A 14,023-nucleotide genomic window follows, 5' to 3' on the forward strand; every position below is an offset into this window, starting at 1 on the left:
AGAGACTGATACTAGCTAGGATTTTCTGTCAAAAGTATGTTAAAATATAAGCATGAGAATCCAACAATTACATTACATTATCAAAATCGTCGAAACAGGCTCTATGAATGAAGCGTCCAAGCAACTCTTCATCACCCAGCCAAGTTTGTCCAATGCTGTGCGGGACTTGGAAAAAGAAATGGGAATTGATATCTTCATCCGTAATCCCAAAGGGATCACTCTGACCAAGGATGGGATGGAGTTCCTTTCTTATGCCCGTCAGGTCGTCGAGCAGACCCAACTTTTAGAAGAACGCTATAAAAATCCAGTAGCCAATCGGGAGCTCTTTAGCGTATCCTCCCAGCACTATGCCTTCGTGGTCGAAGCCTTCGTCTCTCTCCTCAAGAAAAGCGATATGGAGAAATACGAGCTCTTTCTACGGGAGACTAGAACCTGGGAAATCATCGACGACGTCAAGAACTTCCGTAGTGAGATTGGTGTCCTCTTCCTCAATGGGTACAACCGGGATGTCCTCTCAAAAATGCTGGATGATAGCCACCTCAAGGCAACCCACCTCTTCACTGCCCAACCTCACATCTTCGTCAGCAAGACCAATCCTCTAGCTAACAAAGAAGTGGTCAAGCTAGAAGACCTAGAAGACTTCCCTTATCTCAGCTATGACCAAGGGACTCACAACTCCTTCTACTTCTCTGAAGAAATCCTCTCCCAAGAGCATCACAAAAAGTCCATTGTCGTCAGTGACCGTGCTACCCTCTTCAATCTCTTGATTGGTCTGGATGGCTACACCATTGCGACTGGGATCCTCAATAGCAACCTCAACGGAGATAATATCGTCTCCATCCCGCTAGATATCGATGACCCAATCGAGCTGGTCTACATCCAACACGAGAAAGCAAGCCTCTCTAAGATGGGTGAAAAATTTATCGAATACTTACTTGAGGAAGTCCAATTTGATAAATAAGGAGGGACTATGAAGGTAAAGAAAACCCTTATTTTTATCGGTATAACTCTTGTTATTGGTTTGATTGCTTTTTTTAATGTCCATCCTATTCCGACTCTATTCGAAATTCCCCCTCAAGTTACCTTGAGTTCTGATTTTAATGGCTATTTTGACTCTGATTATCCATTAAAGGAAGATAAAGAAGCCGAAAATAGGTATTTATTAACATTTACTATTGAAGGAATCAACCGCGTATCTTCAGATGATGTTAAAATCCTGGATCAGGATAACAAGGAACAAAGTATTTTGACATTTGAAAATGACTCAGAAGGATATAACACCCTCTGGTTCGCGGGAAAACCAAATACCAAGTACAAACTCAGTTATAAAGATCGTTTTTCAGATACTAAAGCAGAATCTTCTTTCACCACACCTTCAAATAGAACTGTATTTAAGGAAGTTCGAAAAGAAGGAGAGAATCTACTTGCTAACTATCTGAAAACTAACCTCCAAACAGAAATATATGGTAAACTAAATTCTAACTGGACCAATATTTCCCCTTATTATACTCCAACTGATGAGGAGAAAAAGGCCATTGCTGATGCCTATTGGGACTCATCCATGACCTATACTCTGGAATTCTCTCAAGCTGATGCTTCTGCTTTCCGTTTTCTTATCCGTTATAAATGGTCACCGCCAGATATGGACGAGCTGAACAAAAAAATAAATGATCGTGAAGACCAACTAAAAAAAGAATTCAAGAATGATCCAAAAAAAGTATTCAAAACAGTTGTTTCAGAACTGCCAGAAATGATCAAGGAGACACCTCGGAGAGAAACTGAAGAGCAGACAGCTTCCTTAAGCTTTAATCGTGATTCTCCATCATTAGACAAGACTTCTGATACATTAAGGATCATTGGGTTGGAAGATATTCTTAACACAATTGAAGAAATATATCCTTAAACGACAACAACTCCAGATAGCTCAATTGGCTACCTGGAGTTGTTTAGTTTTTTATCAAGAACTTCAGTGGTATAGGCCATCTTGTCCGTATAGGTTTTTGACCTTGATACAACTTTGACCACCTTATCTCCTCCACCAACATCCTCTATAACATAGGTTTCAGTAATCGTTGTTTTAAAGGTGTCACCGGTTGTACTAATACCGACTGGAAGATTGGAGAATTGATTTGAATAAAATAAATTATAGAAAGAATAATCTTGCTTCACATCTAGCGTATTGGAACCCAAATCATAGCGTGTATCCCAATAATTTAATTCTTTTGAAGGGTCATAATCATCAAAGAATGCTTGATTCTCTGCTGTTGAGTTTGATTGATACTGTAGAAAATATACCGGGCGGAAATAATTAAAATCTGGGGCACCGCCATACTGATAATAGGTTTGCAATTTCCCTGTCTTCGTATTCTTCAGCTGAAACTGAATCTCTGTACTTGCTTCAGGAATTTGAAACAAGGTATCGCCTTGATAGAGCATCAGGACAGAGCCAAGTTCAATCGTACTTCTTTTCTCATTCACTTGCAATTCAGGAAAGCGATAAGATAGTTTTTTTAATAGTCGTGAATCGATACTTTCCTTGCTAAAAGCTGGGCCGCTTCTAGAGGTAAAGATTGGAATTGTTGCTTTACTTTTATCAGTAAAGGTTACATGTAATACAGAATCATTATCATATAATCTTACATCTGTTCTTGTAGACTCTTCCCACTGACCATCAGAAGGTTTCTCAACATCTTTATCGTAGATAAATTCGATGTTGATATCTTGAATGACCTTTTTTTGAGGTTTGACATCACTGACCTTATAATTATAAACCTTATGATAGATATGTTTTGAATCAAACCAATCTGGTCTAATATAATATCGAAAAGCGAAATAGCCCATCGTTAAGAGACCTATCAAACTAAGGATGATATATCTCTTCTTAAACTTCACCTTCTTCATACTCACCTCCAGGGAAAATCTATTTCATTGCAACACTATCTCTTTTCATTAAACCATAATCAGTAACAATTTTCAAAATGTAGGGCAAGTTCAGAAACAAAAATTCCTTTATTCGAAAAGTAACCATTTTCTTTATATAAAAATAAGGTTTTTCCTTACATCTGAGTCCCATGACGACTCTAGATAATATTCATCACCTATGTTAAAATAAAGGCACTATGTTTAACTGGTATCATTGTGACGATGCTTCTAACGATACCTATTTTTAAAAAACTCTCACTGTAACCGGAGTATGTATGAGCAAAAAGATTAAAAAAAGACTAATATGGTTTTTCTCCATCCTAATTTCGATGTTGTTACTGATTTACTTTTTAAGTCCTTCTATCAGCGTTGAAACTGTTGACAATGGAGTGTTTGATAAGGACCAAAACACTTCAAATTTTCAAAAATCAAACGAGATGTATTTCGTGACTATTTCAGAAAAGAATCTTGAAAACTACTCTACCGAAAAAATAAGACTCGTAGATGAACAGAACAATGAAATAGAGATTGAGAGAAAAGAAATTTCTTCTCAAGGCAAAACCGTCTTATGGTTTTACGGAAAACCTCATTCCAACTATAAATTGGTTTATCACATTCAAAAGAAAAATGATACAGATAAAGCTGTTCTTCAAGAGACTTTTTCCACTGCTGATAAACCATTCAATTTAGAAGATGTTTATCAAATTGTAGAGAAGAAAATAAAGGGTGAATACGATACGAATATAAAAGATAGTATACTGGATAAGACAAAGGAAATGACTAAGTCTATTGAAGTCTATTACACCCCTACTGAAAAAGAGCTAGAAGCTATTCAACAAGCTTACACAGATACTTTTATAACCCATTCTTCTGGTTATAAAGTACATATGGATACAGCTACTTCTACAGGGTATTCCTTTACGGTTACTTCTAACTGGTCTGAACCCGATATAGAGGATCTCAATCGGAGGATCAATGAGAGGGAAAGCCAATTAAAACAAGAGGTTGGTCATGATTTTCGCCAATTATACAAACGAATCATTAACGAACTTCCGGATTTGATCAAACAAACACCCAAAATAGCCACTATAAAAGAAAATAAAAAAACTTTCAATGTCGGAAGAATCGCCCCAAAAGCCATCGATAAGAATTATAATTTTTCTAACATCAATCTGTTTGATGATGACTTTGCGGATCCTATCTTAAACATCCTACTGTAAAAACAAGTCCAAATGAATCTCATTTGGACTTGTTTTGATTTGGTATTAAAACTTCAGTAATATATTCATCTTTATTCGATTCGGTGTAAGTTTTTGAAGTGGACTTTAGCTTGTACTCATCATCATCTTCTTTAGAGACAACTAGGCTGTATGTGATTGTCATGTTTAACTGGTTCCCTGTTGGCAGTATATTTAATGGTAAATTTGATAGTTCATCCGAATAATAGAGTCGGGAACCGTTTGTTGTAATATGAGCATTTAATTCAACATTTCCATAGTTTGGCCAGGTATCGACATAATTTCTATTTTCTCTTTTCTCAGCATCCTCCAAAAATTCTTTCATATTTGAGGTTGCATACTGATCCTTCTGTTGAACAAAGTAAACTGGAAAAATACTTTTTTGTGTTTCTGTGACATACTTATAATAAGTTTGATTGGTCTGAATGATAGGATCTTTAAACTGAAAACTGACTATCTCTTTTAGATCCGTATCCTGGTAGAGTGTGTCATTTGAATAGATCATCAAAACATAGTCTAATAAGCTTATGTTATCATCACTTTCAAAATTAGGAAATCGATACCGCAGTTGATTATACAATTTATCATCCAATAGATTATCACTAAATGCTGGCCCTTCATAAGAAGTATCAATTGGTATATCTGCCTTGGTATCGTCAGTGAAAGTCACATGCATGATGGGCTTTAAATATTTATCAAGATCCTTTCTTGTCGACTCCACCCAGTAAGCTTCCCATGGAACAGAAACATCCTCTCGATAAAAAAATTCAATATTGACAGACTGGATGATCTTCTTTTGTTTTTTGAGTTCTTTCAGCTTATAATTTTTTATTCTATGGTAGATATGTTCCGAATCAAACCACTCTGGCTTGATGTAATAGCGAAGACCAATATAGCCAATAAACAAACTAACTAAAGCAAGAAGGATATATTTCCTCTTAAACTTCAACTTTTTACTCTTCACCTTCTTCATACTCACCTCCTGGGAGATTTATTTCATTATATCATAATCACCCTCATTATTATAGACTTGCTAATGAGAGTATGATCAATAAAAACACCTGAAACAAGTGGATTTCCACTTCCTTCAGGTGTTCTTTTATTGTCTTAATTGAGAAAATACTTGGCCAATCTTCCCTTCGATGACTAGGTCTGCCTGTTTGTCTTGCGGAATATTAGTTTTGTTAATCACGACCAAGTGCTTGCCATGGAAATACTGGATCAAGCTAGCTGCTGGGTAGACAACGAGGGAGGTTCCTCCGATGATGAGAAGTTCAGCCTCTTGGATGGCTCGAGCTGCTTGGCTAAAGACCTCCATATCGAGGGCTTCCTCGTAGAGGGTTACATCCGGTTTAACGACCTTGCCACAATCCAGGCAAAGTGGAACAGGGCCTTCCAAAGCTAAAAAGGCCACCAGATTATAAAAGCGCTGGCAACCTGTGCAGTGATTGCGATCAGCACTGCCATGGAGCTTCAATACCTTTTTAGAGCCTGCCATTTCATGGAGGCTATCGATATTTTGTGTCACCACTGCCTTGAGCTTCCCTGTCTGCTCCAGCCAAGCCAGATAACGATGGGCCGCATTGGGCTTGGCATCTGGATAGAGCAGGTATTTTTTATAAAATTCGAAAAAGTCCTCTGGATAGCGCACAAACATGGTATGAGAGACCAGTTGCTCAGCCGAAAAATGACGCCCCAAGGTGACGCTATAAACGCCATTCGAGCTACGAAAGTCGGGAATATTGGACTCTGTAGAGACACCTGCTCCACCAAAAAAGACAATATTCTGACTGTGGTCAATCACGTCTTGCAACTCTTTTAGTTTATCCATCTCTTCCTCCTTACAAGAGCGCCTCGATCACTGCATTGGCCTGGTCGAAATAGAAAGGTTCTCGCTTGTACACAATCCCCGTCTCCTGAGCCAAGCTCACCAAGAGCTCCATAAAATGCTGAGAAGAGAAACCCGTCGTCCGGTGCAATTCTTCCTCATCAAAGGGTTTGATCAAGTGGGCCAAAGGATTGCGAACAGATTTTTCCAACTCCCGCAGTTGCTTGGCTGCTTCCTTGGTGGAATCCGGCAAGTCCAAGATCAAGATCAACTCCGTCAAACTGGACGAATTGACTGCACTCTCGCTATGGAAAATCTGCAAGGCTGGATGGTCAGACGCCCGGATCTTATCAAACTTCCAATGGTCATAGCTGGACTCCTTAGAGTTGTGAATGTAGTCTGCAATATCAGGGATCTGCAACTCAATCAAGCGCATAAAGATCCGGTAAATAGCTGGGCTCACCGCCCGAATGAAGTCGATGATCTGCTCATTGCGGAGCTTGGCTTCTAAATCGTACAGGTAGTTAGCCAGTTGCTCCTCTTCTGGGTCCTCATGCCAAAAAAGCTGAAAACCAGTCGCTTCTAGCAAGTCAGTTCTCAACTTTTGGTTCATAATCGGTTGAATATTGAGCTCCCGACGCTCGGCCATTAACTGTAATAAGGTCAAGACCAACTCCGGAACTTCCTTCTGCTTCTTAGCAGAGCGAAGGGCCCGACTATACTGGTAAGTCTGAAGGTCGTAGAGCCACTCATCATGAAGGTATTCTGTCATTAGTCTGCAATCAAGGTTTCAAGACCAACTTTCATCATATCAGTGAAAGTATTTTGTCGTTCTTCAGCAGTCGTGTCTTCTTCTGGATTAACCAAGCTATCAGAAATAGTCATGATGGCAAGGGCATCCACCTGGTGTTGGGTGGCAAGATAGTAAAGAGCTGCTGCTTCCATTTCCACAGCTTTCACACCCCATTTACCAAGCTCGATGTTCTTTTCACCATAGTTTGAATAGAAAACGTCTGATGACAAGACATTGCCGACGTGAGTCGTCATACCAAGGACTTTGGCAATGTGGTAAGCCTTGTCTAAAAGATCAAAGCTAGCGATTTGTGGGAAATCGTATTGAGGCCAATCGTTGCGGATGATGTTTGAGTTGGTTGCAGCTGCTTGAGCTAAGACCAATTCACGGACGTGGACATCGCCATTCAAAGAACCAGCTGTACCCACACGGATCAATTTCTTCACACCGTAGTCCACGATCAACTCACGCGCATAGATAGAGATCGATGGCATCCCCATCCCAGTTCCCATAACAGATACACGATGACCCTTGTAGGTACCCGTGTAACCAAACATGTTCCGAACTTCATTGAAGGAAACAGCGTCTTCAAGGAAGTTCTCAGCTATAAATTTCGCACGAAGAGGATCCCCAGGAAGAAGAATTTTATCAGCAATTTCACCTTGCTTAGCAGCAATATGGATAGACATAATTAAGATATAGAGGGCGACAGAGAACAAAGTAAAAATAGGAAACTGACGACGCATCGTAGATGCTAGACAGTTTATCTTTTTTACACAGTTCTCCGCCCGTATTCAGTTCAGCGAATACGGTTAACCCTACCTTTCTGTATGTATTTTGTTTAGAAAAGCTTTCTGCTCGTGTTCATAGAGAACACACGTTCTAGCTTCTTGTTTTTTTCTTATAGGTCAGGCCTCAGATTCTATTTGAACCCCAGACTAATCTGACCTATTGCGTATACATCAATTATACCATAAGAAGATAGGATTCATCTAGCTTGTAGGGTAAATCCCCTCCATAAAAAGCTCCTGAATCTTATCTACTCGAAGACTCCTTTAATTTTCTCCCCATCATACGATCCAACCTTTGAGTCAAACCAACAGTTAGAAAGGCTGTTAGTAATAGGTAAGGCAGAGCATCTAATCCTTGACCTGTAAATCCAATCACTAAACCAGTTGCAGAAAAGGGAGCCTTTAGGGTCACGGTCAAAAAGCAAACAGCGCCAATAAGTAAGATGGTAGATGGACTCTCAATTCCAAAAGCTAGAGTGAAAAGTGCCGCTCCTACCATCCCCAGGGCAAAGGAAGGCGTCAAAGTCCCTCCATAAGCTCCCGCCCAGAGAGTAAGCAAAACGACAAGTGCCTTTAGAACCAACAAGAGGAAGGCCGTCTTCCATGAAATACCATTGATGGCCTCCTGAGCTACCATTCGTCCATTTCCAAGAAGGTGGGGGAGTTTCTGAGCTAGGCCAGCTAAGAAAAGAAATGCAAGTGGAAGAGTCAAGAGAATACGCTTGTCTTTAATCCGATGAGCAGTAGCTTGCTTGGTCAATCGCGCAAATCCAAAGGCTAGGGGCGTTAAGACCAAGACTAAGATTGGCATCAACCACAACCCCTGTAGCGACCAAGTCGTAACCGGCAGCTTGTAGAGTGCATGATCTGAAATCACCCAACCTGCCGTATAAGCAGCCACATAAGTGGAAATCCCTGCCAAGAAAAAGCGTTTAAGCGAAAATGCAATGCCTAAGGTTTCAAAAATAAAAAACACACTCGTTAATGGGACTTGGTAAACCGCAGCCAATCCTGCTCCTGCCCCACAAGCAATCAAAAAAATACGATCTGCCAGCGGCAGGCCAAAACCTTTCGCAAGACGACCTGCCAACAAGGACCCGATCTCTCGGGGCGCTCCTTCCTTGCCGATCGGTGCTCCTCCTCCAACAGCCACAATTTGCCAGCTAGAATGGAGCAATTGTCTCCAGAAATGAAGGGCGAGACGGGAATCTTCCTCCTTCATCTGACCCTTGATGGAGAGAAGCTTCCCCTTTCGTTGCAAAAAATACCAGACTAAGGCTGAAGTAAGACCTACAATTAGTAAACTGATTCCTACCCGATAAGGGGGAACTCCATCCGTCAAAAAACTAGACTCATGCTCGGAGTGACCAAATACTAGCCCTTCAAAAAATTCCAGAAGATCATGAAGAATAATACCTGCAAAACCCGAAACAAGCCCTAGCAGACAAGCTGCTAGGACCATTCTCAGTTTATAGGGAATTGCTTGAATGGTTCTCACAATTCTTTCCATCTTTATTACAATTCAGCCAGAATTGCTTTTAGCAAGCCTTTGAAGTCGCCTTTGACGCGCTCCGTCACTTCCACTACTTCTTCGTGGTTAAGCTCTTCTTGGAAACCAGCCGCAAAGTTGGTAATACATGAAATACCAAGAACTTTCAAACCAGAGTGAGCCGCAATGATGACTTCAGGAACAGTTGACATACCGACAGCATCTGCACCAAGAGTCTTATACGCACGGATTTCAGCTGGAGTTTCATAAGTTGGACCTGTCACACCGATATAAACCCCATCATCCATTTTAATGCCCAATTTATCTGCTACTTGATGAGCAGTTTCACGGTATTCTGGAGTGTAAGCTTTCGACATATCAGGGAAACGCGGACCAAAGTCATCCAAGTTTTCACCGATCAATGGGTTTTGACCAGTCATATTGATGTGGTCAGTAATAGCCATCAAGGTACCAGGACCGAAGCCGATACCTCCAGCAGCGTTAGTTACAAGCACTCCTTCACATCCCAAAACTTTCATGACACGAACTGGGAAAGTCACCACTTCCAATGGGTTTCCTTCATAGAAGTGGAAACGACCTTGAAGAGCCAAAACTTTACGACCAGCAAGATCACCATAAACCAATTTACCAGCGTGTCCGACTACTGTGGATTGACCCCAGTTTGGAATGTCAGAGTAGTCTACTACGACTGCATTTTCGATTTCTTCAGCCAATTCTCCAAGACCTGAACCAAGGATCAAACCGAACTCAGTAGCTTCGATTCCTTTGCCCTTCAAAAATGCTGCTGTTTCATTGATTTTTGCTAATAATGTCATTGTGTTTCTCCTTTTATTTCTTAAGTAATGTGCCAATTTTGTCAAAGGTGTTAGCGTTGCGAATAGTGATCTGACGATAGAAAGGCATCTTCATCAGATGTTTGTGGTAGGCGGTTTTAGCGTAGCTTGCTTCTGAGAATTTCCCCCAGAAAACCGCTGTTTTGCCAAGGTGAAGCACTTCATCGCCTAGCTTCAAAGCAAGCAACTTTTCTTCTACGGATTCCCTATCCAAGCCCTCGGTGTAAAAGAGCACATCCTTGCGAGCCATCTCTTCTGTCCACCATTGCGGTAGGTTTGCACATTCTGCTTCATAGTCTTCACGACTCAGGAGAGAAAAGCACTGAATGAAGGGATAGTGATGCTCAAAGAAGGTCGACAGGCACTCTACTAATTGAGATCGAGAAAGACCTGTCGTAAAGAAGATATTGCCACTGTTGATGTAGGTTTCCACTTGTTCGAATCCCAGCTCCGTCAATTCTTGACGAAGTTGAGCCATGACCACTTTGTTTTTGCCGCCAACATTGATTCCTCTTACGAGGAGAGCAAAGCGCATCATCTTAAACCAATTTATCTAAGAAGCTTTCTCCGATCATGGCTTTCTCAACACCAAAGTTGTCCGCCACAGTAGCTGAGATATCCGCAAAGTGTCCGACTGGAATCAAGCCACTACCTTTGAAAGATGGACTGTAAGCCAAGAATGGGATGTATTCACGAGTATGGTCAGTACCAGCGTATGTTGGGTCGTTACCATGGTCAGCTGTAATCATCAAGAGATCGTCTTCTTTCATTGCAGCGATGATTTCTGGCAAACGCTCATCGAACTCATGCAAGCAATCACGGTAGCCGTGCGCATTGCGACGGTGTCCGTAAAGAGCATCAAAGTCTACCAAGTTGGTAAATGAGAAGCCTTCTTGGAACTCAGGAAGTCCCATGGTCTTAATCAAGGTATCTATCCCGTGGTTGTTTGATTTGTTGTGGCCCATATCATGGTTGATACCAGCACCGTTGAAGATATCGTTTATCTTACCAACTGCATAGGTATCGATACCAGCTTCGTTCAATTTGTCCAAAACAGTTGGAGCAAATGGTGAAACAGCCAAGTCACGACGGTTAGCCGTGCGAGTGAAGTTTCCAGGCTCACCAACGTAAGGACGAGCAATGATACGACCTAGAAGAGCTGGACGTTCCAAAGTGATGGAACGAGCATATTCACAGATACGGTAGAGTTCATCCAAAGGAATGATGTCTTCGTGAGCTGCGATTTGAAGAACAGGGTCAGCTGATGTATAGATGATCAACTCGCCAGTTTCCATTTGGCGTGGTCCGAAGTCATCGATAACAGCTGTACCAGAATAAGGTTTGTTGGCTTCGCGGATGACCTTGCGACCTGAGAATTCTTCGATTTTTGTCAAGATTTCTTCTGGGAATCCATTCCAGAAAGTATCAAAGGGTTCTGTAATATTAAGACCCATGATTTCCCAGTGACCTGTCATGGTATCTTTTCCAAGAGAGACTTCTTCTAACTTCGTAGCGTAACCAGTTGGATTGCTCTCAGCCGGAACAGTCTTCAAGGCTTGTTCACGAGGAATATTTCCAAGACCAAGTTTTGCCATGTTTGGTACATTCAAACCAACTGCTTTTGAGATGTGTCCAAGTGTGTCAGATGCGCCGTCAGGTACACCAGCATTGACAAAGTTATTAGCATCTGGAGCTGCTCCGATCCCTACTGAATCCAAAACCACTAAATGCATACGATTAAATTTTGGCATATTGAATGTCTCCTTTATAATTTAAACTGAATACAGTATAACACAAATTTTTGAAAATGTAACGCTTTCATATAAAATTTTATAAATAAGTTTTATATCCTCAGAAAAAAGGACAAAAAGCCCTTTTTAATGTGATTTGCTAATGATTTTTGGACCTTCTGGTGTCCCTACGATGACTTTTGAAACCATTCCTAAGAAGAGACCATGGTCGACAACACCGACAGTGCGGTCCAACTCTTCTGCCAAGGCTTCAGCGTCTGGGATCACTTTCAAATCCAAATCGATGATAAAGTTCCCTTGGTCGGTCACAAAGCGCTGGCCATCTTTTTCACGGTAAGCTGGTGAATAGCCCTTCTTTTCAAAATGACGGAAAAGATTTTCTGCTCCGTATTGAACCACTTCTACTGGTAGTTTAAAGGCACCAAGCGTCTCCACTTGTTTTGACTCATCGACAATCCAGATGCAGTCTTTTGAGTTGGTCGCAACGATTTTCTCCATCAAGAGGGCACCGCCACCACCTTTGATACCGTTCAAAGCAGGGTCTACTTCGTCCGCACCATCGACGGTCAAGTCCACCACTTCGACATCATCGATCGCTTTGAGAGGAATTCCCAAGCCTTCTGCCTGTTCATAGGTCACGCTTGAGGTCGTTACAGCTGTAATCTGCAAGCCTTCCTCCTTGATGCGACGTCCCAATTCAGCCACAAAATAATAAGCAGTTGACCCTGTACCAAGACCGACAATCATGCCGTCTGTAACAAACTCAGCCGCCTTAATGCCTACCTGTTCTTTTAGGTTTACCATCTTAGACCTCCATTTCTATTCATATTTAGTATAGCATATCGGCCGACAGATTTCACTACCTAACTGAAAACCTTTTCAACTTCTCCTTCTAAAAGCAAAACCTTGCCCCTCTTGCTAGTTTACGATAGAATAGAAGGGAATACACAGGAAAAGAGAAGATACATGATTACTAGAGAATTTGATACCATCGCTGCGATCTCGACTCCACTTGGTGAGGGAGCGATTGGGATTGTCCGCTTGAGCGGGACAGACAGCTTTAAAATCGCTCAAAAGATCTTTAAAGGAAAAGACTTGACCAGCGTGGCTAGCCATACCCTCAACTACGGCCACATCGTAGATCCGGATAAGGATGAAATTCTGGATGAAGTCATGGTCGGAGCCATGCGCTCTCCTAAGACCTTCACGCGAGAAGACATCATCGAAATCAACACTCACGGTGGGATTGCTGTGACCAACGAAATCCTGCAATTGGTGATCCGCGAAGGCGCTCGTCTGGCTGAGCCTGGTGAATTTACCAAGCGGGCCTTCCTGAATGGTCGTGTCGATTTGACCCAGGCCGAGGCGGTCATGGATATTATCCGCGCCAAGACCGACAAGGCTATGAACATCGCTGTTAAACAGTTGGACGGATCCCTATCTGACCTCATCAACAACACGCGTCAAGAGATCCTCAATACCCTAGCTCAGGTCGAAGTCAACATCGACTATCCTGAGTACGATGATGTCGAGGAAGCAACCACCGAGATCATCCGTGAAAAGACCACCGAATTCGAAGCCCTCTTGACCAACCTCCTCAAGACAGCTCGCCGGGGTAAGATCCTTCGCGAAGGAATCTCGACTGCTATCATCGGGCGACCAAACGTCGGTAAATCTAGCCTTCTGAACAACCTCCTACGCGAGGAAAAAGCTATCGTGACCGATATCGAAGGGACGACCCGAGACGTCATCGAGGAATACGTCAATATCAACGGTGTTCCCCTCAAGCTGGTCGACACGGCTGGGATCCGCGAGACAGAAGACATCGTTGAACGCATCGGGGTGGAACGCTCTCGCAAGGCACTGAAGGAAGCCGATCTGGTCCTTCTGGTCCTCAATGCTAGTGAACCACTGACTGATCAGGATCGTCAGTTGCTGGAAATCTCACAAGACAGCAACCGCATCATTCTCCTCAACAAGGTCGATCTCCCAGAGAAGATTGAAATCGACCAACTGCCAGAAGATTACATCAAGATTTCGGTTCTGAAAAATCAAAATATCAACCACATCGAAGACCGTATTAATGCCCTCTTCTTTGAAAATGCTGGCTTAGTAGAGCAAGATGCTACTTACCTCTCCAATGCCCGCCACATCTCTCTCATTGAGAAAGCCGTTGAAAGCCTCCAAGCAGTTAACGAAGGCCTGGCTATGAGCATGCCAGTGGACCTGCTTCAAGTCGATCTGACACGCACTTGGGAAATCCTTGGAGAAATCACAGGAGATGCTGCTCCGGACGAGCTCATCACCCAACTCTTCAGTCAATTCTGTCTTGGAAAATAAGATTCAAAAAAATCGTA

The 14,023-nt window shown here is 42.1% G+C and carries 14 protein-coding genes; 4 read left to right on the forward strand and 10 right to left on the reverse strand.

Annotated features, from left to right (window positions below; genetic code table 11):
* Positions 1-52 precede the first annotated feature (52 nt).
* Together ABT997_RS02785 and ABT997_RS02790 are read left to right on the forward strand one after the other, a co-directional pair.
* On the forward strand, positions 53-961 hold the full coding sequence (locus ABT997_RS02785; protein WP_048689847.1) for a LysR family transcriptional regulator: 909 nt from the start codon (positions 53-55) through the stop codon (positions 959-961).
* Positions 962-970: 9 nt separating this feature from the next.
* Positions 971-1,903: a hypothetical protein gene (locus ABT997_RS02790; protein ID WP_350018665.1), complete on the forward strand. Its 933-nt coding sequence runs from the start codon at positions 971-973 to the stop codon at positions 1,901-1,903.
* Between the two features lie 29 nt (positions 1,904-1,932).
* Here the strand turns inward: ABT997_RS02790 and ABT997_RS02795 are convergent, their stop codons facing one another.
* Positions 1,933-2,901 (reverse strand): hypothetical protein, encoded by a 969-nt coding sequence (locus tag ABT997_RS02795; RefSeq protein WP_350018666.1) that lies wholly within the window; start codon positions 2,899-2,901, stop codon positions 1,933-1,935.
* 296 nt (positions 2,902-3,197) lie between these two features.
* Between ABT997_RS02795 and ABT997_RS02800 the strand changes: the two genes are divergently transcribed.
* Positions 3,198-4,142 carry a hypothetical protein gene (locus tag ABT997_RS02800; RefSeq protein ID WP_350018667.1) on the forward strand — a complete coding sequence of 315 codons (945 nt, stop codon included), beginning with the start codon at positions 3,198-3,200 and terminating at the stop codon, positions 4,140-4,142.
* A gap of 19 nt (positions 4,143-4,161) precedes the next feature.
* On the opposite strand, the gene ABT997_RS02805 is transcribed toward ABT997_RS02800, so the two are convergent.
* The 9 genes from ABT997_RS02805 to rpiA form a co-directional block, all read right to left on the reverse strand.
* Positions 4,162-5,133 carry a hypothetical protein gene (locus ABT997_RS02805; protein ID WP_350018668.1) on the reverse strand — a complete coding sequence of 324 codons (972 nt, stop codon included), beginning with the start codon at positions 5,131-5,133 and terminating at the stop codon, positions 4,162-4,164.
* Between the two features lie 126 nt (positions 5,134-5,259).
* Positions 5,260-5,991 carry an NAD-dependent protein deacylase gene (locus ABT997_RS02810; protein ID WP_350018669.1) on the reverse strand — a complete coding sequence of 244 codons (732 nt, stop codon included), beginning with the start codon at positions 5,989-5,991 and terminating at the stop codon, positions 5,260-5,262.
* Between the two features lie 10 nt (positions 5,992-6,001).
* A complete protein-coding gene (locus tag ABT997_RS02815; protein WP_350018670.1) occupies positions 6,002-6,760 on the reverse strand; it encodes a hypothetical protein in 759 nt (252 codons plus the stop codon).
* Positions 6,760-7,470: a purine-nucleoside phosphorylase gene (gene deoD / locus ABT997_RS02820; RefSeq protein ID WP_350018780.1), complete on the reverse strand. Its 711-nt coding sequence runs from the start codon at positions 7,468-7,470 to the stop codon at positions 6,760-6,762. Before deoD ends, ABT997_RS02815 begins: the two co-directional genes overlap by 1 nt.
* Before the next feature lie 346 nt (positions 7,471-7,816).
* The gene (locus ABT997_RS02825) at positions 7,817-9,082 is read right to left on the reverse strand and encodes a chloride channel protein (protein WP_350018671.1); all 1,266 of its coding nucleotides are present in this window, start codon (positions 9,080-9,082) and stop codon (positions 7,817-7,819) included.
* Between the two features lie 5 nt (positions 9,083-9,087).
* Positions 9,088-9,897 carry a purine-nucleoside phosphorylase gene (locus tag ABT997_RS02830; protein WP_350018672.1) on the reverse strand — a complete coding sequence of 270 codons (810 nt, stop codon included), beginning with the start codon at positions 9,895-9,897 and terminating at the stop codon, positions 9,088-9,090.
* Between the two features lie 13 nt (positions 9,898-9,910).
* Positions 9,911-10,453 (reverse strand): DUF1697 domain-containing protein, encoded by a 543-nt coding sequence (locus tag ABT997_RS02835; RefSeq protein WP_350018673.1) that lies wholly within the window; start codon positions 10,451-10,453, stop codon positions 9,911-9,913.
* Position 10,454: 1 nt separating this feature from the next.
* On the reverse strand, positions 10,455-11,666 hold the full coding sequence (locus ABT997_RS02840) for a phosphopentomutase (protein ID WP_350018674.1): 1,212 nt from the start codon (positions 11,664-11,666) through the stop codon (positions 10,455-10,457).
* A gap of 126 nt (positions 11,667-11,792) precedes the next feature.
* Positions 11,793-12,470, reverse strand: coding sequence for a ribose-5-phosphate isomerase RpiA (gene rpiA, locus ABT997_RS02845; RefSeq protein WP_350018675.1), 678 nt, complete (start codon positions 12,468-12,470; stop codon positions 11,793-11,795).
* 162 nt (positions 12,471-12,632) lie between these two features.
* Here rpiA and mnmE point away from each other — a divergent pair, with 162 nt between their 5' ends.
* The gene (gene mnmE, locus ABT997_RS02850; protein WP_350018676.1) at positions 12,633-14,006 is read left to right on the forward strand and encodes a tRNA uridine-5-carboxymethylaminomethyl(34) synthesis GTPase MnmE; all 1,374 of its coding nucleotides are present in this window, start codon (positions 12,633-12,635) and stop codon (positions 14,004-14,006) included.
* Positions 14,007-14,023: the final 17 nt, after the last annotated feature.

The organism is Streptococcus australis (assembly GCF_040226615.1).
In the GTDB taxonomy this organism is placed as follows: domain Bacteria; phylum Bacillota; class Bacilli; order Lactobacillales; family Streptococcaceae; genus Streptococcus; species Streptococcus australis_E.